12 protein-coding genes and 1 pseudogene are annotated in these 24,369 nt (G+C 67.3%); 5 read left to right on the top strand and 8 right to left on the bottom strand.

The features are described from left to right. Positions 1 to 30: 30 nt before the first annotated feature. The 6 genes from NVV90_RS06345 to NVV90_RS06320 all read right to left on the bottom strand — a co-directional run bounded on the left by NVV90_RS06345 (position 31) and on the right by NVV90_RS06320 (position 16,413). On the bottom strand, positions 31 to 6,138 hold the full coding sequence (locus NVV90_RS06345; protein WP_258440344.1) for an Ig-like domain-containing protein: 6,108 nt from the start codon (positions 6,136 to 6,138) through the stop codon (positions 31 to 33). Between the two features lie 257 nt (positions 6,139 to 6,395). Continuing rightward, complete coding sequence (locus NVV90_RS06340; RefSeq protein WP_258440343.1) at positions 6,396 to 12,518, bottom strand: Ig-like domain-containing protein; 6,123 nt, start codon at positions 12,516 to 12,518, stop codon at positions 6,396 to 6,398. A gap of 242 nt (positions 12,519 to 12,760) precedes the next feature. Continuing rightward, positions 12,761 to 13,927: an adenylate/guanylate cyclase domain-containing protein gene (locus NVV90_RS06335; RefSeq protein ID WP_258440342.1), complete on the bottom strand. Its 1,167-nt coding sequence runs from the start codon at positions 13,925 to 13,927 to the stop codon at positions 12,761 to 12,763. After that, a complete protein-coding gene (locus NVV90_RS06330) occupies positions 13,917 to 14,519 on the bottom strand; it encodes a PH domain-containing protein (RefSeq protein ID WP_258440341.1) in 603 nt (200 codons plus the stop codon). Before NVV90_RS06330 ends, NVV90_RS06335 begins: the two co-directional genes overlap by 11 nt. After that, a complete protein-coding gene (locus NVV90_RS06325) occupies positions 14,512 to 15,450 on the bottom strand; it encodes a biotin--[acetyl-CoA-carboxylase] ligase (protein WP_258440340.1) in 939 nt (312 codons plus the stop codon). Before NVV90_RS06325 ends, NVV90_RS06330 begins: the two co-directional genes overlap by 8 nt. Before the next feature lie 75 nt (positions 15,451 to 15,525). Further along, positions 15,526 to 16,413 carry an NAD(P)-dependent oxidoreductase gene (locus NVV90_RS06320; RefSeq protein ID WP_258440339.1) on the bottom strand — a complete coding sequence of 296 codons (888 nt, stop codon included), beginning with the start codon at positions 16,411 to 16,413 and terminating at the stop codon, positions 15,526 to 15,528. Positions 16,414 to 16,619: 206 nt separating this feature from the next. On the opposite strand from NVV90_RS06320, the gene NVV90_RS06315 reads away from it, so the two are divergent. The 5 genes from NVV90_RS06315 (at position 16,620) to NVV90_RS06295 (ending at position 22,358) form a co-directional block, all read left to right on the top strand. Beyond that, a complete protein-coding gene (locus NVV90_RS06315) occupies positions 16,620 to 18,203 on the top strand; it encodes an acyl-CoA carboxylase subunit beta (RefSeq protein ID WP_258440338.1) in 1,584 nt (527 codons plus the stop codon). Continuing rightward, positions 18,200 to 18,424, top strand: a complete 225-nt coding sequence (locus NVV90_RS06310; protein WP_258440337.1) for an acyl-CoA carboxylase epsilon subunit — start codon at positions 18,200 to 18,202, stop codon at positions 18,422 to 18,424. The genes NVV90_RS06315 and NVV90_RS06310 overlap by 4 nt, the downstream gene beginning before the upstream one ends. Positions 18,425 to 18,485: 61 nt before the next feature. Beyond that, positions 18,486 to 20,171 (top strand): DUF885 domain-containing protein, encoded by a 1,686-nt coding sequence (locus NVV90_RS06305; RefSeq protein WP_258440336.1) that lies wholly within the window; start codon positions 18,486 to 18,488, stop codon positions 20,169 to 20,171. 175 nt (positions 20,172 to 20,346) lie between these two features. Continuing rightward, positions 20,347 to 21,831 carry a dicarboxylate/amino acid:cation symporter gene (locus tag NVV90_RS06300; protein ID WP_258440335.1) on the top strand — a complete coding sequence of 495 codons (1,485 nt, stop codon included), beginning with the start codon at positions 20,347 to 20,349 and terminating at the stop codon, positions 21,829 to 21,831. An 89-nt stretch (positions 21,832 to 21,920) separates the two neighbouring features. Beyond that, positions 21,921 to 22,358, top strand: a complete 438-nt coding sequence (locus tag NVV90_RS06295) for a YbjQ family protein (RefSeq protein WP_258440334.1) — start codon at positions 21,921 to 21,923, stop codon at positions 22,356 to 22,358. 91 nt (positions 22,359 to 22,449) lie between these two features. Here NVV90_RS06295 and NVV90_RS06290 read toward each other — a convergent pair whose 3' ends face one another. Together NVV90_RS06290 and NVV90_RS06285 are read right to left on the bottom strand one after the other, a co-directional pair. After that, on the bottom strand, positions 22,450 to 23,922 hold the full coding sequence (locus NVV90_RS06290) for an HNH endonuclease signature motif containing protein (protein WP_258440333.1): 1,473 nt from the start codon (positions 23,920 to 23,922) through the stop codon (positions 22,450 to 22,452). 270 nt (positions 23,923 to 24,192) lie between these two features. Further along, a pseudogene (locus NVV90_RS06285) lies at positions 24,193 to 24,364 on the bottom strand (recombinase family protein); the annotation flags it as partial. Positions 24,365 to 24,369 lie beyond the last annotated feature (5 nt).

The raw sequence follows: 24,369 nt of genomic DNA, 5'->3' as shown, positions 1-24,369 counted from the left end.
GTTGTGTCTGGCCTGGGTGGAGCGTGGTCATCAGCATCGGCCGACGCCGTTTCCGCGGATATCGATCGTCGCAAGCTTGACGTACCAGCCCACGTGCGGGCCGGTCTCCATGCGGTACCACTGGTAGTACGACGGCGGGTTGGAGCTTTCGCTCGAACCGTAGATGTTCATCCAGCAGCTGGTGCGGATCCAGCCGTCCGTGTAGGACACCCAGTTGGCATCGTTCCCCCCGCAGTCTGGCGGGGGCGAGCTGAACCGGTCCCGCACGCCGGGCTTGCCGGGACAGCTGTTGTAGTCGCTCTGCTTGACCCGGACTTCTGTTATGGGCGGCGTCGGGTCGGCGCCGGACGTGGAGTTGGCCGAGTCCGCTGCACCGCACACCACGGAGCATGCGCGGACCTGGAGGTTCTTGGTGCGGCTCCAGCCCCCGGTATCGCGGCTGTAGCTCTGGTCCATGCCGACGCTGGTCCAGCCGCCGCCGTCGTAGCTGACTTCAAAGCGCTGGATGGCCCGGCCGTTGGCGGCCGGTTTGTTCCAGGTCCAGCTGACGTTTTGGTTGCCCGTGCCGGAGGTTCCGCCGTTGAGGACCGGTGCGTTCGGCGGCCCGTAGGGGTTGCCGGTGCCGATGGCCTTGGCGTCGCCGGACATGTTGTTCTTCACGGACGTCGCAATGATGTTGACGGTGACGTCGGCGCCGTTGGGTTGGCCGGTGATGGTTCCGCCGCCTGCCGGAATGGGTCCGGATCCGCTGGCGGTGGACCATGTGTAGCGGATTTCGGTGTCCTGCGAACCGTTGCGCTGAGCCTCGGTGAGCCTGGTGAAGGTCACGTCCAGCTGGCCGCTGTTTCCGTTGGGGACCACCGTTCCGCTGTTCACGGTGCCGGGCTTCCCCGCGGCGCGGATCGCGGCCGAGTGCTGGCTGGCAGCGCTGGTTCCGGCCTTGTTGGTGGCCGAGACCGTGAAGGTGTAGTCGGCCTCGGAGTTCGCCACCGTGACGTTCTGCGAGGTCCCGGTCACCGGCTGGGAGGTCACGACCGCGCCGCCCAGGTAGGTGGTCAGCGTGTAGGAGGAGACGGCGTCGCCATTGTTGTTGGGCGCCGTCCAGCTGACCTTCATCTGGCTCTGGTTCCCCACGGATCCCGCACCGCTCGCCGTGGGAGCGGCCGGCGTGGCGGGCACGCCCGCCGGCGTCTCGGCCGCGGAGTACGGGCTCCATTCGGAGGGTTCCTTGGCGTCGTTGCGCGCCAGGACCCTGACCTTGTAGGCCACGCCGTTCTGCAGGCCCTTCCAAACGTAGCTGACAGCGGTCAGGTTCTGGATCTGGGCGTTCTGGCCTGCGGGGGCGGGGGAAATCTCCAGGTCGTAGGACGTGACCGGCGAGCCCTTGCTGGCCGGGGCGGTCCAGGCGACGGACAGCTGCTTGTCGCCGAAGGTCAGCGTGGGCGCCACCGGGGTGTCCGGTTTGACATCCGGCCGGACCTCGGCGGAGGCCGGCGAGGACTCCGACTCGCCGATGGCGTTGGTGGCCGTCACCGTGAAGTGGTACTTGGTGTTGTTGGTGAGCCCCGTCAGGGTGCAGGTATTGGCCGGGCAGTCGTGCGTGAAGCCTTCCCCCCGCACGGTGTACTTGGTGATGGGCGAGCCTCGGTCCGCGGGTGCCGTCCAGGTCAGCAGGGCCGTCCGGTCCCCCACGCTCTGTGCCAGCGGCGTGGTGGGGGCCAGGGGCCGGTCCTTGACCGTCAGGCGGATCCGAGCCGTGGCGTAGCGGGAGGAATCATCGGTCTTGTCCGCAACCGTGTAGGCCACGATCATGGTGCCGGTGAATCCCGCCGCCGGCGTCACGGTGACGGAGTCGCCGGTGACCGCTGCGGTTCCCTGGCCGGTTTCGGTGAGCGCGGAGATGATCTTCAGGGGCGCCTCCGGGAACGGATTGGCGTCGTTGGCAAGCACCTTGACGGTGACTGCCTTGCCCGCGGCCGCGTTGGCTTCGACGTCGTCGTTGGCCACCGGTTTGGGCCGATTGGAAGCTGTGACGGACAGCTTGTAGGTGGCCATCGCCTCGAGTCCGCGGGGGTCCTTGGCCTTGAGCTGCAGGGCACCCGCGGCACCGGGCTTCACGCCGTCCCCCGCCGACACCCGCAGGACCTTGCCCTCGATGCTGACGTTGAAACCGGCCGGAGTGCCGCCCACCATTTCATAGCGCATGTTGGCGACGTCGTCGCCGTCGGGATCGCTGGTGAGTTTGTCCAGCTCGGTGCTGGCCCGGTCGCCCAGGGGAACGTCGATGTTGCTGCCCAGCAGCGTGGGGGCGTGGTTCCGGTTGGGGTCCGGCAGGACCTTGGTGCGGATACTCAACGTGGCTTTGAGGCCGTTGGGGTCGTCCGGGCCTGTGCCGTCCGTGACCTCGAAGCTGATGGAACCGGGCCCCACGTATTCCTTGCCGGCCGTGTACTTGATGGCGGTGCCGTCGTTCGCGACCGGATCGCCGCCGTCGGCGCCGATGAGCTTGATGCGGTCGGTCTGGGTCAGCCGCGGTGAGCGTCCGTCGCGGACCTTGACCCATTCGCGCAGGTCCACCGTCACGGACTGCCCCGCGATGAGCTCGATGACCTCGTCCTTGGCCAGGGTGGGGAGCTGCTGGCCGATTCCGGGGACCCAGATGATGGCCGTGGACTTCTGCCCGTCCACGTCTTCCACGGTATACGGGATCAGCTGCGGCTGCTCGGTGAGCTCAACCACGATGTTGCCCTCGGTACCGGGCCGCGCGGTGGCGGCCTCGGTGCTGAGCTTCAGGTTCTCGCCCACGCCGTCCGGGTCCTCGTCGTTCTTGAGGACGGGAACGTCGACGGCAGACTTGCCGAGCGTCTGTGCCGAGGTCACCCGGTCATCGCGTGCCACGGGGGCCAGGAGCGGGATGTCGTTCTTGACCACGAGCCGGATGGTGGCATGCCCCACGGCGTCGCGTTCGTCGGCCACGGAGTAGCGGACGTTGACGGTTCCCTCGGTGGTGGGCGCCGTGACCAGAATGCGGCCGCTGGTCTCGCTGACGTGGGCGTCCAGGCCGGAGTCGGCTTCGATGCCGTCGCCCTTGATGCGGATCAGGTCGCCGTCGGGGTCGGAGTCGTTCGCGGTGACGTCAACGGCAATCTGGCGGCCCGGACGGACCTTGACCTCGTCGTCCACCGGCGTGGGCTTCTGGTTGGCGTCGCCGCGGGGAGCCACGCCCACCGTGACGGTGCCGGTGTTGACGGCGCCCTGGCGGTCGATGACCTTGTAGCGGAACGAATCCGTCCCGGATCCGTCGCCTGCGGCCACAAAGTCGATGAAGTTGCTGCCCACGGTGGCGGTGCCCATGCCCGGGGTGGTGTCGATGCCCGTGAGCTGGACCGAGTCGCCGTCGGGGTCGATTCCGTCCAGCGGCACCGGAATCCGCACCGATCCGCTGGCCACCACGCGGGCGGTCAGGTTCTGCGGCTGGGGGCGCGAGTTCTCGGCGCCTTCCAACGGCAGGATGTGGATGGTCACGGCGGCGGCACTCTTCTGGCCCTGCGGATCCACCGCGTTGTAGATGGCCCGCACGGTCTTGGCGGTGGGGCCGGCGATGAAGCGCAGCGTGTTTTCGGAGACGAACGCCTTGCCGTCGGCTTCCGGAATGGACTGGGCCAGCACCGGGTCCACCAGCAGCGGCTCGCCCTGCGGGTGCGTGTCATTGGCCAGCACGGGAATGGTGACCACGTCGTTGACGCGCACGTTGACTTCGTCCGGTTTGGGCTGCGGTGCCTCCACGACGGCGGGTGCCGGGACCGGGACCACGCTCACGGTTCCGGAGGCGGACTTGTGCCCGTTGGACATGGTGTAGTTGAAGACGAACGGCTCCTTGGTGCCCACCACGTCCGTGATGCGCAGGACGCTGTGGTCGATCACGCTGACGGAGGCGGTGGCGCCGTCGGCCAGTGCCACGGACTGCAGCACCAGCACGCCGCCGGAGGGGTCGGAATCGTTGGCCAGCGGGTCCAGCAGGGTGCTGCCGCCCACGGGGAGCAGCGCGACGTCGTGGACGGCCACGGGTACGCCCGCGTCCTTGCCCGATTCGACATCCACGCGGACCAGGCCCTGGCTGCTCTGCGGCCCGTTGCTGGCAATGTACGTCAGATAGACGGGCCCGGGAGTGGTACTGCGGAAGGTGAAGGTCCCGCCGTCGGTCACGGGGCCGAGTTCGGCCGGGCCGGCTGCCTCGACGTGCGCCAGGCGCAGTGCGCCGCCGTTGGGGTCGATGTCGTTCTTCAGCGGCGAGATGACCAGGTCCTGGCCCACCACGGCGGTGACGTGGTCGGCATTGACCACGGGAGCCAGGGCGCCCGGGGGCTGGACGTTGATGACCACGCGGCCAGTGGTGGTGGCACGGCCGTCCCACACGGAGACGGTGATGTTCTTCTTGCCCGGGGCCGCGCCGGAGTCCTGGTACGTCAGGAGCCCGTCGCGGCGGACCTTGACTTGGTCCTGGGGGTTGTCGGCCTTGGCATCCATGAGCACCAGGTCGTCGCCGTCGGGGTCCATCCAGTCCGTGAGGATGTTCTGGCTGACGGCCTTGCCCTGTTCCACCAGGATGGTGGTGGGGTCTGCCCGTTTGAAGAGCGGCGCCTTGTTCTCGTCGGGGCCCACCACGTGCAGGGTGACCTTGCCGCCGGCGGAGAGGCCGCGGCCGTCCGAGGCGTTGTAGTCGAAGACCTCGGTTCCGGTGCCCGCGTCGGCAGGAACGGCGATCTGGAAGGCGGTGCCGCCGTAGATGTTCTCCAGGGTCCCGGCTTTGGGTCCGGCGGTGCCCACAGCGGCGGTGAGGACGTCGCCGTCGGGGTCTGAATCGTTGTCCAGCACACTGAGAATGGTGGTGCGGCCGGGGCGCACGCCCACTTCGTCCGGTTTGGTTTCCGGGGAGCGGTTGGGTTTGGTGCGGTCCGGCAGCACGTTGATGGTGTTGTTGTCCGCTGAGTCCTTGTCCTGGTCGTCGGACTGGTTCTTGGGCGGAACCACGTCGTCCCAGTTGTCCACCAGCTGCATGTTCTGGTTGACCAGCCACACGCTGCCGGAGTTCACGTCGTTGAGTACCACCAGGTCCCGGTTGACCCGGAAAACGTACGACGGCGAGGCACTGGCCTTCGGGACGTCCGACTTCTTGTCGTCGGCGTCGTTGGCGCAGTCGCGGATGTATGTGTTGGCCCCGGACCAGGCCGCGTGGACGCAGCCGGACACCTGCACGGGCGCGGCGGGCACACCCTGGCCGCCGGCGTCCACGGTGGCGGCCGTGGAGCCGTCCAGGGGCTGCTTCAGGAGGGCCTGCTGGGTGGCGATGGCCACGTAGCCGCTCGCCGTGCTGCTCTGCTGGAGCTTGGCGTCACGGGCGTTCTGCAGCTGGAGTGTGCGTCCGCCGGGGAGGAAGAGCTTCCCGCCCACGGCATCCAGCACCACGGGATTGTCGCCCACCACGGCGAGCTGCAGGTCCCCTGCGCCCTTGAGGTCCTCCACCCGGGTGACCTCGGAGGCGGTCCGTTCGCCCGAGGGGTCCACCGTGGTGATGGTGATTTCGCCCTTCTGCGGATCTGCCGTGTAGATGCGGTTGTCGGAGCCGACCGCGGACACCAGGCCCGGCGAGCCCACCAGGACAGGCTCGGATCCTTCTTCGTCAAAGCCGTTGACGGTGGAGGGTGACAGGGACCAGACCTTGCCGCGGGCGGGGTCCGTCACGGACAGCACCTGCGAACCGAAACTGACCTGGGAGGAGGCGGGAAGCTGCTTGTCGCCGCCGAGCCGGAGGTTTGCGGGAGATACCTGGTTGAGGGTGGAGCCGGACTCGTCGTCCACGAACACATCGCCGTCGTGCTGGAGGATGTCGAAGGTGGTGGTGGCCGGTGTCACGGCGCCGTCCAGCACACGGGACGGGTAGTTGAGCCTCGCCACCGCGTTCTTGGTCTTGCTGACCACCCAGACGCCGCCGTCGTTGACTTCCACTTCGGCCGTCTTGAATCCCGGGTACAGCACAGCGCCGGTCACCAGGACGGCGGTGGCCGCGGTGAACGCGGTAGCGGTGATGAGCTTGTTCCGGCGCTTCCTAAGCCCCAGCTTGCCGAACAGAGAGGTCACAGCTTCAAATTCCCTTTTGCATCACAGCCGCCGGCAGCGGCGACTTCCGGACCGGACAGCAGATGCCGGCATTGGAGATATTCCGCAGTACCCCCATACGGCGGCGGAATTTTCATCACTAAGACTATGCCATGGCTGCCCCGGCACACCAAGGAGACCGAGACTCGACTCTCCCTTCGCCTGCCCAGAGTACCGTGGCCGTGCGGCGTACGCGATGGGCAGCGCTCCCCATCACGCTGCCTGCCCTGCGACCACCGTCAGCAATGCGGGATCCCATGGGCGTAGGGCAGATCAAGCTGCGAGTGCCTGGCCACCATGTAGTAGCCGACATTCCGGTTGGAGCCGGGGTCAATCCGGTAGAACGGCTGATCCGGGGTGTTGGTCCACTGGTCGTTCATCATGACGTAGCAGTGGACCACGATCCGCTCGCCGCTGTTGACGTAGAACCATGGCGGCGTATCGCCATTGTTGACACCTTGGCAGTCGAAGTACGGATTCGGACGGTAGCTGGCCTTTCCGTACTCGAAGGTGCAGGTGCGCACCAGGCCCGTGCCCTTGACGACGGTGGTGATCCATTCGCCCTGCGCCCCCGAGGACGCGGACGCGGATACGACGCTGCTTTCAGTCCCCATCGAGTTGACTGTTTTCACGTCGATCCGGTGGGACTCGCTGAATCCGCCGGTGTTGATGACCCTGCTGCCGGACGGGGCAACGTTCTCCCACCCGCCGCCGTCGATGCTGATCCTGGTCGAAACAACATCGTTGGTGCTGGTGGACGGGGAGGACCAGTTCAGGGTCAGCGATTTCTGGTTCATGGCGCCGTTCTGCCCCGATGCCGACGGCGTCCCGGGTGACCCGTAGGGGGTGGTCGACGCTCCGGCGCTGGCGTTGGAGCTCGGCGCAACCGTGGAGTGCGCAATCACCGTGATGGTGGTCCGGGTACCGTTGGCAAAGCCGCCAACGGTTTGGCCGCGTGTGATCGGGCCGCTTTCGCCGGTGCTGGCGTTATAGCTGTAACTCACCTCGTCCACCGACGAGCCGTTGCGTTCCGCGGCGGTAAGTTCCTTGAAATTGACGGTCACCTTCCGCCCGGCTCCTCCCGTGTCCGCTGCCCCGACGGTGACGCCTGAGACCTGGCCGAGTTTGCCGGTGGCTCGGCGGGGTGCCGACGGCAGACTGATGGCACCTTTTCCGGCCTTGTTTTCGGCCTGGACCGTGAACGTGTACCCGGCTTCGGAGTTGTTTGCCGTGAAGTTGGCGGTGCGTACCGTCCCTGCGATGGTCTGGGTCTGCGGCGCTCCGCCGCCACCGCTCATGGTGACGTAGTAGTTCTTGATGGCGTCGCCGTTGGTATCCGGTTCCGTCCAGTTAACCCGCAGCTGGTTGGTGGTTCCCACGGCGGACGCCACAGCGGACGTCGGTGCTGCCGGCGCGGCGGGTACCCCGGCGGGGTTGTCTTCGGAGGAGTAGATGCTCCAGTCGGACGGTCCGAGCTCGTTGACGGCCTGGGCGCGTATTTTGTAGCGGACGCCGTTGCTCAGGCCGGCCCAGGTGTAGCTCAGTCCGGTGACGGCGTTCTTTACGGCGATTCCGTTGGCCGGGGCCGGGGAAATCTCGAGGTTGTAGCTCTTCACGGCCGAGCCCTCGGTCTTGGCCGGCAGCCAGTTGATCGCCATGTTCTTGTCCCCCGCTTTCACCGTGGGCGCCTCCGGCGGCGACGGTTTTTCGTCGGGCCGGATTTCGTTCGACTGCGGTGACGGCTGGGAATCGCCCACCTCGTTGGTGGCGGTCACCGCGAAGACGTACTTCACGTCGTTGGTCAGCCCGCTGAGGGTGCAGGTGGTGGTAGCGCATTTCTGTTCGAAGCCATTGTTGGACTTGACCGTGTAGCCGGTGATGGTGGCACCGTTGTCCGACGGCGGAGCCCACTTGAGCACTGCCGTCCGGCTGCGCACGTCCGTTGCGGTGGGGGCCGAGGGGGCGTCTGGTTTGTCGCGGACCGTGATGCGCACCCGGCCGTTCACCTGGCGCGACGGATCGTCGGTCTTGTCCGAGACCGTATAGCGCAGCACCATGACGCCCTTGGATCCGTCCGCGGGCGTCACCGTGATGGAATCCCCGCCGATGACCGGCTGCCCGGCCGCCGAGCCGGTTTCAACGGCAACAGAGACGATTCTCAGCGCAGCGTCGCTGAATGGGTTGAAATCGTTGGCGAGGACGTTGATGGTCTCGGTGCGGCCGGCATTCGCCTTCTCCAGGACGTCCTCATTGGCGGTGGGGAGCGGCCGGCTGGAGGCGACGACGGCGGCCGTCACGGCGGCCTTGACCGGTCCGGAGCGGCCGTCGCTGACCTTCAGCGGGATGGTTCCCTTGCGGCCGGCCGCCATGCCGGTCGCGGAGCTGACTTTGAGCAACTGCCCGTCAATTGTTGCCGTGAAGCCTTCCGGCGTGGCCCCGTCGAACTCGAACTTGAGCTTCTCCTGGTCACCGGCATCGATGTCTTTGGCCAGATTGCCCAATTCCAGGGTGGCGGTTTCGCCCTTCGGCACCTCGAGCTCGCTTCCGCTGAACGTGGGCTCATGGTTGGCCGCCGGATCCGGGATGACGCGTGTGATGATGCTCAGCGTGGATTTCAGGCCTTGCGGGTCTTCCGGGCCGGAGCCGTCCGTCACCTCGAAAGTGACCGAGCCGGGGCCCACGTAGTCTTTGAGCGCGGCATAGCGCAGTGCATTGCCACTGCCAAGAATGACGTCCCGGGGGTCCGCGCCCTGCACCCGGATTCTGTCCGCCTGGGTGATCTGCGGTACGCGGCCCTCCCGGACCCGGACGTACTCGCTGAGGTTCAGCGTGATTTCCTTGCCGGCCATGACTTCCACGACGTCGGCCCGGGCCAGTGTTGGGTGCTGCTCCCCCTGCCCGGGCACCCAGATGACCGCCGTGGCGGTCTGGCCATCCATGTCGGTGACGGTGTACGGCACCAGCTGGTCTGTCGGTGCCAGGCTGACCATGACATTGCCGTTGCCTCCGGCGCGCGCGTTCGGGTTGCCGTCGGGAAGGCTGATCTTGAGTTCGGAGGCCACCCCGTCGGGATCGGAGTCGTTCTTCAGGACCGGCACGTCGACGGCGGACTTGCCCAGCGTCTCCGCCGGAGTGATGACATCGTCCTTGGCAACGGGGGCCTTGAGGGTGGCGTCGGGACTGACCCTGACCCGGATCACGGCACTGCCCTGGGCCTTCTTGTCGTCCTGGACCTTGTAGCTGATGCTCTCGCTGCCGGCGATACCCGGCGCTGTGAGCTGTACTTTGCCGCCGTCGGCCGTTTCGACGCGGAGTTCGGCCGGGGCTTCGAATGCGTTGGAGACCAGCCCGATCGGATCCCCGTCCGGGTCCGAATCGTTGCCGAGGGCGTCCACCGCGATTTTGCGTCCGGGGCGGACGTCGACGGAATCGTCGACGGCGATGGGCTTCTGGTTGTTGGCTTCCGGCGGCGCAATGCCCACAATCACGGTGCCGGTGTTCTCGGCGCCGATCCGGTCCCTGACCCGGTAGCTGAACGTGTCGGTCCCCGAGGCCGTCCCGGCGGCCGTGAACTCGAGGTAGCCGTCCTTGACCACCGCTGTTCCCATGGCCGGAGCCTTGTCGACGCTGACCAGCTGGACGGAGTCGCCGTCGGAGTCAATGCCGTCCAGGGGCACGGGGATCCGTACCACCATGCCGGACACCACACGGGCGGTGAGGTTCTTCGGCTCGGGACGGGTGTTCCGTTCGTCGTCCCGGGCGCGGATGCGGATGGTGAGCTGCTGGGAGTCCGACTGGCCGGTGTCGTTGGTGACCTTGTAGATCGCGTAGACGGTCTTGGGCACGTCCCCGGCAATGAAACGCAGCGTGTTGCCGGCCCGGAAGATGCGGCCATCGCCGTCGTCGGGCCGCTGCGCCAGTTCCGCGTCCAGGAAGAGGTTTCCGCCGTTGGGATCGGTGTCATTGTCCAGGACCGGTATCGTGACGACGTCGCCCACCCGGACGGAGGCCTCGTCGGGCTTGGCCTGGGGTGCCTGAAGCTTGGCCGGCGCTGGCACCACCAGGATGGCGATGTCACCGCTGGCCGAAGACTTGCCGTTGGAGATCGTGTATTTGACGTTGAGCTGGCCCTGCGCCCGGATGTCGGTGATCCGGACAACGGCGTGGTCCAGCACTGAGACGCTGGCCGGCAAGCCGTCGGCAGCCGTGACGGACTGGACCACCAGCACGCCGCCGGAGGGGTCCGAGTCATTGCCGAGGACGTCCACCACCACACTGCCCCCGCTGGGCAGCAGGGCCGTGTCCCGCACGGCAACGGGGACGCCGTCTCCGGCGCCCCGCACTACATCCACGCGTACCAGCTGCTGGGCGCTGGCCGGGCCGTTGGTCACCAAATAGGACATGTAGTGGGCACCCTCGGCCGTTGAGTTGAAGGTGAAGGTCTGTTGGTCCGCCCCCATGGTGGCCGTGGAGTTGCCGTCGGGAGTGACCTGGGCGAGGCGGAGGGCACCGCCCTGCGGATCGGAGTCGTTCTTCAGCGGTGCGATGACAGTGTCCACCCCGGCGACGGCGACCACGTGGTCTGCGTTGGCGATGGGCGGCAGGGCGCCCGGGGCGCGCACGTCCACTGTGACTTTGCCCTCGGCAGTCGACTGGCCGTCGGAGACCGTCAGGGTAACCACTTTGCGGCCGGGCTCCGTGCCGGCGTCCTGGAAGGTGAGCAATCCGTCCGGACGGACCTTGACCTGGTCGCGGGGGTCGCTTCCGGTTGCGCTGACTACGTAAAGATCGTCGCCGTCGGGGTCGGTCCAGTCCGTGAGGATGTTCTGGCTGACGATTTTGCCGGCCTGGACCACGAGGGTGGTGTTCCGGTTTGGCTTCTGCCGCGGGGCGGAGTTCTCCCCGGGCGGGATGATGTTGAGCGTGATGTCGGAAGAGGCTGTGAGTCCGCGGCCGTCGTCGACGGTGTATTTGAAGGTCTCGGAGCCGGATTTGTCGGCGGGAACGCTGACCTGGAAGCCGGTGGAGCCGTAGATCGGGGCGAGGAGCCCGGATTTGATCGGATCCGGGGCACGGACGGTCAGGATGTCGCCGTCGGGGTCCGCGTCGTTGTCCAGGACAGGCAGGATGACGGTCCTTCCTGCGCGTACACCGAACGTGTCCGGTTTGGCGACCGGTGCGCTGTTGGGTTTGCTCCGGTCCGGGAGCACAGTCTGCTGGACCTCGTCCGCGGAGTCCTTGTCGGCGTCGTCGGAGGTCTGTTGCGGGGGGATCACGTCTTCCCAGTTGTTCACGAGCTGCATGTTCTGGTTGACGAGCCACACATTCCCGGAATTCACATCGTTCAGCACCACAAGGTCCCGGTTGACGCGGAAAATGTAGCTGGGCGAGGCGCTGGCCTTGGGCACGTCCGCACGGCGGTCATCGGCGTCGTTGGCGCAGTCCCGGACGTAGGTGTTGCTGCCGGACCATGCACCGTACACGCAGTTGCCCAGCTGCACGGGCGCGGCCGGTACGCCCCGGCCGCCTGCCTGCACCGTTTTGGCGGTGCCGCCGTCGAGCGGCTGGAGCAGCAGGGCTGTTGGGGTCGCGATCGCGACGGCGTCTGCCGCCCCACTGCTCTGCTGCAGGCGGGCGTCACGGGCGTCGGCCAGGTGGACGGTCCGGCCGCCGGGCAGGAAAACAGTGCCCGACGCCGTGTCCAGCACCACCGGCTGTTCGCCCACCACCGTGACCGACAGCTCGCCGGCGTCCTTGAGGGGGTCGATGGTGCTGGTGCGGGTGTCCTTGGCGTTGCCTTCGGCGTCGACGGTGCCGCTGGTGATGCGGCCGCTTTCGGGCTCCACGGTGTGGATGGTGTCGTCGGTGCCCACCACGGCGATGATGCCGCGGCTGGAGTCACGCAGCGGCGTGGAAGCCCCGGGGTCGAAACTGTCCAGGTTCGCTGCCGGGAGGGCCCAGGCTTTGCCCTGCGCCGGGTCCGTGATGGCCAGCATCTGCGTGCCGAGGCTCACCTTCGCCGTGGCCGGGAGCCTGCGGTCCCCGCCCAGCCGCATGTTGGCCGCACTGACGGGGTTGAGGTTCCTGCTGCCTTGATCGTCGACGAAGATGGTGCCGGCCTGCTGCAGGATGTCGAAGTCAACGCTGGCGGGGGTGACAGCTCCGTCGAGCACCTTGGAAGGATAGTTGAGCCGGGCTGCGGCGTTCCGCGACTTGCTGGTGACCCAGACGGCGCCGTCGTTGAGATCGACCTCGCTGGTCTTGATGCCGGGGTACAGCACGGCGGTGGTGACCAGCACGGTGGCCGCGGTCACCCCGGCGGCGCCCGCCAGGAGCCGTTTCCGGGTCCTGCGCGCGGGCACGCTGTTTCGCCTAGGGTCGTTGTTCAGCCAAGACACACGGTTCAGTCCGGACACACGCTTCAGCCAAGAAATCACGGCGTCGAATCCCCCAATTACGGCCGCGCACTGTGGGCGACCCTCCGGGCCGGCTGGATCCCAGCGGCCAAGACATTCCGCCGTCCCCCATGCGGCGGCGAAACAAGTCTGCGGACACGACTATGCCATGGCCGCAGACGCAACTCCAACGCCGCTCAGGCCGGGGATCAGTCCAGGACCAGGCCCCTGCCGCGGCCGCGGGCCAGCATGACGGGGTGGATTTCGCCGAAGCCGCGCACGTTCTCGGACTTCTGCGGCACCAGCACGAAGCGTTCGTCCTGGCCAAGTGCCGCCGCCGTCATGGCGTCCACCAGGACGGTCCCGGGCTGGGCCAGCGTGGTGAGGCGGGCGGCCAGGTTCACGGTGGGCCCGTAGATGTCGCCAAGCCGGGACAGGATGCGCCCCCACACCATGGACACGCGGCACTGGGGCAGGATCTCGTCCTCGGTGAAGGCCTGCGCCAGGGCGAGCGAGATCTCCGCGCCCGCTGCCGGGGTTTCGGCGATGTAGAGGACTTCATCGCCCACGGTCTTGACCAGGCGGCCACCACCCACCGAGATGATTTCGGCGCACTTGTTTTCGAAGCGCTGCACCAGCTGGGCGAGGGTCTTCTCGTTCATCCGGCGCGACAGGCTGGTATAGGAGACGAGGTCGGCGAAGCCCACGGCGCGCGCCAGGGGCAGCGGAGCATCGTCCTCGTCGCCTTCCCGGCCCTCTTCGCTGGCCTGCAGCCCGGCTTCGGCGCGCACGGCGAGCCGCTGCACGCCGGCGTTCAGCTGGCGGTGCCAGGAGTAGACGAGGATTTCCTCAAGGGCGTCGATGAGGGTGGGCAGCTGGGTGACCAGCCGCTTGCGGGCCACGGCGTCCGGAATGCCCTGCTCCGAGACCATGTCCTCCACCAGCGCCTCGATCTGCCAGACGACCATGCGGTCCGTCATCTGGCCGATGGAGCGGGTGACGGAGATCGCGGCGTCTTCGGTCAGTATCCCGGCACGCACCAGGTCCAGGATGGTGGACAGCGCGGCCTTGTCGCGTTCGGTGAACGCCACGTCGTCGTCGCCGAGGTTGGGGAAGCCGAGGGCGCGCCACAGTTTCCGGGCGGACAGCAACGACACTCCGGCACCGGCGGCGACTTCACGACGGCGGAGCTTGCGTTCGCCGCCGAGGAGCCGGGCCTCGAGGGCCTTGATGGCGAGGCGCTCGGCGGACATCACCCCGGTGGGCGGGGAAGCATTCGTTGCCGGCACGGCCGGCTCGTCGTCCACGGAAGGTTCGGGTACGGCGTCGAACTCCTCATCCAGGTCCTTGCCGGACTGCTGGTCCTCAACGCTCATCTCTTCCACCTTCTCTCAGTTCCCAGGGCAAAGCGTCATCGCTGAAGTCTGTCAGCACATCGGCCTCGAAAATCTCGCCGTCGGGGAGATCGTCCATCGCGTCAAGAATGAAGCTCCGGAACTTTCGGACCTCCGGCACGTCCTTCAGGACGGTTTCGCCGGGGTGCCCGGTATCCAAGGATATATTCCCCGAGCGCAACATTCGTTGGAGCAGGCCCTGGCGCACCCCCACGCTGCGCACGGCGGCCAGCGAGACCTGCCAGTCTCCGCGCCGAAGCATGCCGAAGCGGGCAATTATCCGGCGGCTGGTCAGCGTGTACCTGATGGACCGCCATTTGAGGGCGCGGCGGAGGCTGTAGCCGCTGAGGACCACGGCCGCGATGGCCAGGCACACGCCCAGCAGCCAGGGTGTCCAGGCGCCGGTGACCACCGCGGGGAGCAGCCGTTGCGGGCCGCCCCTCACGATCCAGGCGCAGGCGTAGGCGGCCAGGGCAGGCAACAGGATGAAGGCCAGCGCGGGCAGCACCAGCATGCGCGCCTGTTGCCTCGTCTCAACGATCACCTGTTCCCCTGGAAGCAGGTCTCTACGCATAGCCGGTGTCGGTGGCCCGGAGGTGGACGACGTCCCCGGCGGTCACCACGTGCTCACGGCCGCCGTGGTCCACCACCAGGAGGGAACCATGCTCGTCCAGACGCGAGGCGTGGCCCACCAGCTCGTGGTCACCGGGCAGGTGCGCCCGCACTTCGCGGCCGAGGGTCACCATGGCCGACTCCACCCGCTTGTGCAGGGAGGCCCCGCCGGCCAGCCCGGCCGCGGGATCGCCGTCGGCGTTGCAGAAACTGCGGTACAGCGCCGCAAAGCGGGACAGATAGCTCTTCAGGATCGCCGTGCGGTCCGTGGTGGCGGCACCCTCCAGGAGCACCGACGTGGCCGTGGGGACGGGCAGTTCGTCTTCGGCAAGTGTCACGTTCAGGCCAACGCCCAGAATCACGGCAGGCACCGATCCGTCGCCCAGCGGCGTCATCTGGGCCAGGATGCCTGCAATTTTCTTGCCGCGGACCAGGACGTCGTTGGGCCATTTGATCTCGGCGGGAAGGCCGGCGGTTTCCAGCAGGGCGTCACGCAGCGCCACGGCGGCCAGCAAGGACAGCCAGGAGTAGCTCTGGGTGGGGACCGGAAGGCCGTCCCCGTTCACCGGGCGCAGCACCACGGACACGGAAACCGCCGAACGGGCCGGCGACTCCCAATGGCGGTCCAGCCGGCCGCGGCCGGCGGTCTGGTGCTCGGCCGTCAGCACGGCAAGGTCCGCCCATTTCTTGGGCTCCACCCTCACAGCCAGGACCAGATCCGCGTTGGTGGACCCTGTGGACTCCACGACGTCCAGCCGGGAAATGCCGGTGGCCGACAGGAAATCGGCGTTGAGCAGTGCGTCCCTGTCCAAGTCGGGACGGGCCAAGTCGGCACGGGCCAAGCCGGGACGGGGCGTGCGTGGTTCGCTGCTGGCGGGCTGTTCGGCATCCATGTCTGAATCCTATCGAGTCGGGCTCCGCAGTGTCCCTAGGCGCCGAAGCGGCCCTGCAGGCGGAACAAGACCGGTTCAGAGGAAGATGTCCGGGACGAGCCTGTCTTCGGGGGCGCCGAGGCTGTAGGGGCTGAAGTCGGTCACGCCGGCGGCGCGGAGCACCTCTTCGTCCGTGTAGAAGTTGCCGGAGGCGCTGCCCGGGTTGGCGCCGGCGGCCAGATTGGCGCCCGTCAGCACGGCATGGGCGGCGTCGGCCATGATTTCCGGGCCGCGGGCCGCCTGGACAATCTGCTGGCCTCCGGGCATGTTCCGGATGGCCGCGGTGTCAATGAGCGTGCAGGGCCAGAGCGAGTTGACCGCCACGCCGTCGTTCTTCAGTTCCTCGGCAAGGCCCAGGGTGGTGAGGCTCATGCCGTACTTGGCCATGGTGTAGGCCAGGTGCATTCCGGCCCACTTCGGGTCCAGGTTCAGCGGCGGAGAGAGGGTGAGGATGTGCCCGTGGCCGGACGCGCGGAGCGCGGGCAGCGCCAGCTTGGACAGCAGGAACGTGCCGCGGACGTTGATGTCCTGCATGAGGTCGTACCGCTTCATGTCCACGGCGTCCGTGGGAGAGAGGTCGATCGCCGAGGCGTTGTTGATGACGGCGTCGATCCCGCCGAAGTGCTCGACGGCGGCGGCCACCGCCGCGGCGACGTCGCCGTCGTTGCGGACATCGCCCACGAGGGGCAGGGCCTGGCCGCCCGCGGCGACCAGTTGCTCGGCCGCAGTGTAGACCGTCCCCTCCAGTTTCGGATGGGGTTCGCCGGTCTTGGCCATGAGCACGATGTTGGCGCCGTCGCGGGCGGCGCGGGTGGCTATGGCCAGCCCGATGCCGCGGCTTCCGCCGGACAAGAGGATAGTGCGGCCCTTGAGCGAGCCTGTGGCCCGGTACGGCGTGGCTGAAGCGTCGTTGCTTGGAGTCATGGGGACACTCTAACGCACTTATGTTACCGGCGGGTAACTTAGCGAAGTGTTTGGCTTGGAGGCTGAAAATTGTAGGGTTTCTACAGCGGTTCGCGGCAAAGGCGTCATTAGACTGGCCAACAGGGCCTGTTTTTTGTACGGATGCTACTTAAAGCCGTCCGCGAATTGCAGCCAGCGTAAATCAGCTACAGAGCCGGAGACACTTGATGAGCCACGATCTGACAACGACAGCGGGAAAGATTGCCGACTTCCGCGACCGCCAGGCCCGTGCAGAGCAGCCTTCCGGCCCGGAGGCGATTGAGAAGCAGCACGCCCGCGGAAAGAACACCGCCCGCGAGCGCATCGACCTCCTGCTCGACGAAGGCTCCTTCGTTGAATTCGACGCCCTCGCGGTGCACCGCTCCACGGCCTTCGGCATGGAGAAGAAGAAGCCCCTCGGCGACGGCGTCGTGTCCGGCTACGGCACCGTTGACGGCCGCCTCATCGCCATCTACAGCCAGGACTTCAGCGTGTACGGCGGCTCGCTGAGCCAGGTCAACGGCGAAAAGATCGTCAAGGTCCAGGAATTCGCCCTCCGCAACGGCTGCCCCGTGGTGGGCATCAACGACGGCGGCGGCGCGCGCATCCAGGAAGGCGTCGCCTCGCTGGCCATGTTCGCGGACATCTTCCGCAACAACGTCCACGCTTCCGGTGTGGTCCCGCAGATTTCCCTCATCATGGGCCCGTGTGCCGGCGGCGCCGCGTACTCCCCGGCCCTGACCGATTACGTGGTCATGGTGGACAAGACCTCCCACATGTTCATCACGGGCCCGGACGTCATCAAGACCGTCACCGGTGAGGACGTGGACATGGAGACCCTCGGCGGCGCTCGCCAGCACAATGCCACCACGGGTACGTCAACGTACCTGGCCAGCGACGAAGCGGATGCCATCGAGTTCGTCCGCGAGCTGTTGGACTTCCTGCCGTCCAACAACCTCTCCGAGGCCCCCGTGGTGGAGCACGAGCAGGAGCTTGAGCTCAACGACGACGACCTCGCCCTCGATGCCCTCATCCCGGACTCGGCCAACCAGCCCTACGACATACGCAAGGTCATCGAGCAGATCGTGGACGACGCGCACTTCCTGGAGATGCAGTCCCTCTACGCGCCCAACGTCATCATCGGCTACGGCCGCGTGGAAGGCCACACGGTAGGCATCGTGGCCAACCAGCCCATGCAGTTCGCCGGCACGCTGGACATCGCGGCCTCCGAAAAGGCCGCGCGCTTTGTCCGCCACTGCGACGCTTTCAACATCCCCATCATCACCCTGGTGGACGTCCCCGGCTTCCTGCCCGGCAAGGACCAGGAATTCCAGGGCATCATCCGCCGCGGCGCCAAGCTGCTCTACGCCTTCGCCGAGGCCACCGTGCCGAAGCTGACCGTCATCACCCGCAAGGCCTACGGTGGCGCGTACATCGTGATGGGCTCCAAGAAGCTCGGCGCGGACCTCAACCTCGCCTGGCCCACGGCCCAGATCGGCGTCATGGGCGCCCAGGGTGCCGTCAACATCCTGTACCGCCGCGATCTCGCCGCGGTTGCCGAGGCCGGCGGCGACGTCGAGGCCAAGCGTGCCGACGTGGTGCGACAGTACGAGGAAGAGCTCCTCAACCCGTACCAGGCGGCAGAACTGGGCTACGTGGACGCGGTGATCGCACCGTCGGACACCCGGCTGCAGATCATCAAGGGCCTGCGCGCACTGCGCGACAAGCGCGCCAGCCTGCCTACCAAGAAGCACGGGAACATCCCCCTGTGAGCCCGGACGCCAGCACACAGCAAGCCACCACGTTCCTTTCGGTGGTCAAGGGCGAACCGACGCCCGAGGAACTGGCGGCGCTGGCCGCCGTCGTCGCCTCTCTGTCTTCTCCGGCGTCGGCGGCTCCCCGGCAGCCGAGCACCCGGCACTGGGTGCGCCGGCAGCAGCTCCGCCTGTCCCCCACGCCGGGGCCGGGCGCCTGGAAGCGCAGCCGCGGCTAGCCGCCCGAATCGCCGCCTCGAAACCCTTTGACCGGGCAGGCCGCGCCGTTAGGCTCTTCGGGTGACTACTGCAAACACAGCTCCCGTGCGCCCGAAGACAGACATCGATGCCGTCGCCGACGCGTATACAGACACGCTCCTGGCGCTCAATCCAAGCTTCGCCACCATCCTCGGCCTGCCTGGACACGAGACCGAATATCCCGACTACTCCCCCGCCGGGGCCGAGGCCCTGGCTGCCGCGGCCAGGGAAACCCTGGACAAGCTCGCGGCACTTGAGCCGGCCGACGAATCCGACGTCGTCACGCTGGACGCGATGCGCGAACGCCTGGGCCTGGACCTGGAAATCCACGCCTCCGGCTGGCATGCCGCCGAGCTGAACAACATCGCCTCTGCCGCCCAGGACATCCGGGCCATCTTCGACCTCATGCCGACGGACACCGCCGAGCAGTGGGGCCACATCGCCGGCCGTGCGGCCAACGTCCCTGCCGCGCTGGAGGGCTACATCGCCTCGCTGCGCTCCGCCAGGGACGCAGGCAAGGTGGCCGCCGCCCGGCAGGTGCGCATCGTCATCGAGCAGTGCGGCCGCTACGCCGCCGCGGACGGCTTCTTCGCCAAACTTGCAAGGGACGCCCGTCTGGACGGCGCCCCGCTGCCTGCGGACCTGCAGGAAAGGCTCGACGCCGGAACTTCCGCCGCGCGCGCGGCCTACACCGCCCTTGCCGCCTTCCTCGCGGACGAGCTCCTGCCCGCGGCCCCGGAGAAGGACGCAGTGGGCCGCGAACGCTATGCCCGGGCCTCGCGCTCGTTCCTCGGCGCCACGGTGGACCTGGAAGAGACCTATGCCTGGGGCGTGCAGGAGCTCGAACGGCTCATCACCGAACAGGAGCGCGTGGCCGGGCAGATCAAGCCGGGGGCCACCATCGAGGAAGCCAAGGCCATCCTCAACAACGATCCTGCACGGCAGATCAAGGGCACCGACAAGCTCAAGGCCTGGATGCAGGACCTCTCGGACCGCGCCATCTCCGAACTGGCCGACGTCCACTTCGACATCCCGGAGGTCATGAAGACCCTCGAGTGCATGATCGCCCCCACCGACGAGGGCGGCATCTACTACACCGGCCCCTCGGACGATTTCTCCCGGCCCGGACGCATGTGGTGGTCCGTGCCGGCTGGCGAGGACACCTTCACCACCTGGTCCGAAACCACCACCGTCTTCCACGAAGGCGTGCCGGGGCACCACCTGCAGGTGGCCACCGCCACATACCGGCGCGAGCTGCTGAACAACTGGCGCCGGAACGTCTGCTGGGTGTCCGGCCACGGCGAAGGCTGGGCCCTGTACGCGGAGCAGCTCATGCTGGAGCTGGGATACCTGAAGGATCCGGGCGACCACATGGGCATGCTGGACGGCCAGCGCATGCGGGCGGCCCGCGTGGTCTTCGACATCGGCGTGCACCTGGAACTGCCCGTGCCGGAACGCTGGGGATCCGGCACCTGGACCCCGGAGAAGGGCTTCGAGTTCCTCAAGGCCAACCTGGACATCAGTGAAGGCCAGCTGCAGTTCGAGTTCACCCGTTACCTCGGCTGGCCGGGCCAGGCCCCGTCCTACAAGGTGGGCCAGCGCCTCTGGGAGCAGATCCGTGCCGAGTTGGAGACCCGCGACGGCTTCGAGCTGAAGTCCTTCCACAGCAAGGCCCTGAACATCGGCTCCGTTGGCCTCGATACGCTGCGGCGGGCGCTGCTGGGCTGAGCCTTTTGGACACTGGCCCCTGAGACAAATGCCACAGGGAGCCATGGAATAACTTGAAGTTTCATTGATTTGGCGGTCGTTCCGGGATGCCCGGGGCGGCCGCCCCTTCATGTGGCGCGTCATATTTCTAAACGTCCGTTCGCTCTGTTATTTGGCGTGCACCTAGCGTGTTCCCGTGAGCACATCAACCAACACCACCCCAGCCGCCGGTAAGACCGCGCCCCGGCTCCCCAAATGGGCAGGATCCTTCGGCGTCCAGATCGTCGCGGCCCTGGTCATCGGCCTGGCCCTCGGCCTGATCGCCAAGTACACCGGCAGCACCAAGACTGCCCCCAACGGCCTCGGTGCCACCTTGCAGACCATCGGCTCGAGCTACGTCTCGCTGCTGCAGACCGCCGTCGTCCCCCTCATCTTCACCGCGGTGGTCAGCTCCATCGCCAACCTGCGCCAGGTCTCCAACGCCGCCAAGCTGGCGTGGAACACCCTGCTCTGGTTCGCCATCACCTCCCTCGTTTCGGTGCTCATCGGCATCGGCCTGGGCGTGCTGCTGCAGCCCGGCGCCAACACCGGCATTACGCAGGAAGCCAAGTACGCCGGCAAGACCGGTGACTGGTGGTCCTTCCTCATCGGCCTGTTCCCCAAGAACTTCCTCGGTCTCGGCGCCAGCTCCACGGTGACCGAAAGCGCCTCCGCCGCCACCACGGTCAGCACCTCCGTCAGCTTCAACGTGCTGCAGATCCTGGTGATCGCCATCGCCGTCGGCATCGCCGCGCTGAAGGTGGGCAAGCAGGCAGAACCGTTCCTGAACCTCAACGCTTCCGCCCTGGCCGTCATCCAGAAGGTGCTGTGGTGGATCATCCGCGTTGCCCCGATCGGCACCATCGGCCTGATCGGAAACGCCGTGGCCATCTACGGCTGGGACACCATCGGCGCCCTGGGCAAGTTCACCGTGGCCATCTATGTGGGCCTGGCCCTGGTGCTCTTCGGCCTCTACCCGGTGCTGGTCCGCGCCCACGGCCTGTCCGTCAAGCAGTACTTCTCCGGGGTGTGGCCTGCTGTGCAGCTGGCCTTCGTCTCCCGCTCCTCGATCGGCACGCTGCCGCTCACGCAGCGCGTCACCGAACGCAGCCTGGGCGTCCCCCGCGGCTACGCCTCCTTCGCGGTGCCGCTGGGCGCCACCACCAAGATGGACGGCTGCGCGGCCATCTACCCGGCCGTCGCCGCGATCTTCGTGGCCCAGTTCTTCGGGATCAACCTGGACTTCAGCCAGTACCTGCTGATCGTGCTGGTCTCCGTCCTGGGCTCCGCAGCAACGGCAGGCACCACCGGCGCCGTCGTCATGCTGACGCTGACCCTCTCCACGCTGGGACTGCCGCTGGCCGGCGTCGGCCTCCTGCTGGCGATTGACCCGATCCTGGACATGGGCCGCACGGCGGTCAACGTCGCTGGCCAGGCACTGGTCCCGGCCATCGTGGCCAAGCGCCAGGGCATCCTGGACGAGTCGCTGTACAACGCGCCGCGCAACGGCACGCCGTTCATCGACGACACGTCCGACGCCGATTCCTCCGTGGAGGCAGCGCCCGGTGACTCCGACGCCGGAACGAACGACGGCGGAACGAACGACGGCGGGGCCCGCGAGCTCGCCGACAGCAAGGCATAGGCGGAAGCTCACCGCTGGACGACGAATCACCCGGGCCATGCCCGGGTGATTCGTCCGTTAACGGGCGGTTTCTGGGTAGGCTCGGGAGCATGTTGATCGTCACTTCCAATGAGATCCCGGGCCACAGGATCGACGCCGTCTTCGGCGAGGTCATGGGCCTCACCGTCCGCTCGCGGGACATCGGCTCACAGATGCTCGCGGGCTTCCGCTCCCTGGGCGGCGGCGAGCTGCCCGAGATGACCAAGGCACTGTATGAAAGCCGCCAGGAAGTCATGTCCCGCATGGTGGCCGAGGCGCAGCAGCGCGGCGCCAACGCCATCCTCGCCATGCGCTTCGACACGTCCGAGATGGGCACCAACTGGACCGAGGTGTGTGCCTACGGCACGGCGGTGTTTGCGATCCCGCTGGGTGAGGGCGAACCCGGCGCCACTGGCCAGTCGGTCTACCTGAGCAAAGCCGCAGCCCAGCCGACGCCGCCAGTTCAGCCCGCCCAGCCCGCCCCGCCGGCTCCCCCGCAGCAGTTCTAGGCCCTGCTGCGTAACTTGCCCCCTCCACGGACCTTCCCTCCCCGTACCTCGTTCCTCGTTCCTCGTTCCTCGTTCCTCGTTCCTTCAAGTATTAGGCGGCCAACGGTCTGGTGCGGCGGGCGTACTTGAGCGCCTTGGCACGCTTGCGGTGCCGGCGCCGGTGGCTTCGTGACTGCGGTATCGCCGTTGTGGGCGGCGACGTCTTGAGCGACGGCGTTGCGGCGCCCGACGCTGTGGGCGGCGACGTCTTGAGCGGCGGCGTTGCGGCGCCCGACGCTGTGGGCAACGTCAGTGTAGCCGCTGAGGCTGCGGGTAATGACGTTGCGGCATGCCGGTGCCCGGGTAAGGGCGGTGCTGTCGATTGGTAGCTGTGTCCGGTGGGCGTGCTGATTTCCAGTGAGTGCCGGTTCCCGGTCAGCGGCTTCACTGTCCACCCGCTGACTTCCTTGGTGTGGTTGCACTGTTCGCACAGTCCGGCGCCGTTCTGCAGCGCTGTGGTCCCACCGGAACGCCAGGGGACGATGTGATCGATATGCCTGATGGGCGCGTCGCAGTACGGGGTGCGGCAGGTGTCATCCCGCGCTTCGATGAAGCGTCGCATCCTGCGTGGGAAGAGGCGCGCCTTGGAATCAGTGGCAAGAAGCTCGCTGTTGCCCGGTGCCGTGTAGAGACGCCTCACCCACACCTCGAAGTCCTGATCCGGCCCGGCGGTTCTTTCAGCCAGGACGGACCTCGCCCATCCGGCCGGAACAACTCCGTAGCCCCTCAGGCGTGCCGGCTCGCTGTCGCCCTGGAACAGCGTGCGGTCCGTCATGACCAGCTGGATCTCGATGCTGGAGACACCCCCGAGCGTGCCGGTGAGCCGTTCAACAAGGGTGTCCGCCATGACCTGGCCGCGGCTGCGGGGGTCACCGTCCGAGCGGAGCGAGTCTGCCTGGTGGCTGAGCGCAGAGTGCACGGCCACGCCCTCGGCCACCGGGAGCAGCGCGGTCAGGTAGGTCATGGTGTCAGGTGCCGGGCGCAGGCTGACGTGCCGTTCGGCCGCAGCGCGACTGGCCCGTTCGGTCACGGAGCGTGGGTCCTTGCGGTAGGCAGCGGCCCTCGCGGCAGCGATGATAGCCCGGTCTCCAGCGCCTGAGAATGTCCCGGCGTCGGCCGCGAGTTCCTCGTCCACGGCGCAACGATCCACAGCGCTGAGGCAAGCTGTCTCCTTGACCAACAAAGTTGCCCGCCACTCGTTCAATTGCCCCGTTTCCAGGGCAGCCATGGTGCGTGGCATTTCGGTGACAAGAGCCTTGGCGAGGCCGAGGAGCCGGGATCCACGGCTGGGGGATTCCCGCCGGGCGAGCGCAATCTGCGCCGCCACGCCCTGGCCCTGCTCAGACGTTGGTACGCCGGCCTGGGCCTGCTCGCGGCGCTGCGCGAGGTCAAAAGCGACAGCAACCTTGGCCTGGAGGGCTGCAATCGCTGACTTCAGGTCCTCCAGCCCACGCAGCTGATCGACCAGTTCGCCGCTGCTGGTGCCCGTGCGGAGTGAGCCCACCGCGGTGATGAGATGCTGCATGCAGTCCCCGTGCCGAGGAGTCTCCGGGGCAGGTGTCTCCGGAACACGGGAACGTGCAGGCGCCACTCCCGGAGTGGTCCGCACTTCCTGAATCCCGTCCATGTCCACACTCTCCCAGCAGGCACCGACATTATTGGCCCGGATGCTCGCCGAGGCCCGGAAAATCGGGGCAGTCGGGGTGGCTTACTGTAGCGGCCGTTGTTCAAGTGGTCTGTATTCGTCAGTGTTTTGATTCTCGGCTGGTTATGGCCGGCCGTGGTTTCATGGGGTTTTGCCGTGCGTCGTAGCGGCCTGCATTTCCCTGGTCCGTGCCCGGATCAGGCCGGCTTCGAATTCGGCGACCATGGCCAGGACGCTGAAGAGGAGCTGGCCCACGGGATCGGTGGGGTCGTGGATGGAGCCCCCCCCGATTGCTTAGCCTGACTTCGCGACGCGTGAGTTCGCTGG

The organism is Arthrobacter sp. CJ23 (assembly GCF_024741795.1).
GTDB lineage: Bacteria > Actinomycetota > Actinomycetes > Actinomycetales > Micrococcaceae > Arthrobacter.
Note: the sequence above shows the minus strand (reverse complement) of the source record. Positions and strands in the feature narration are given on the sequence as shown.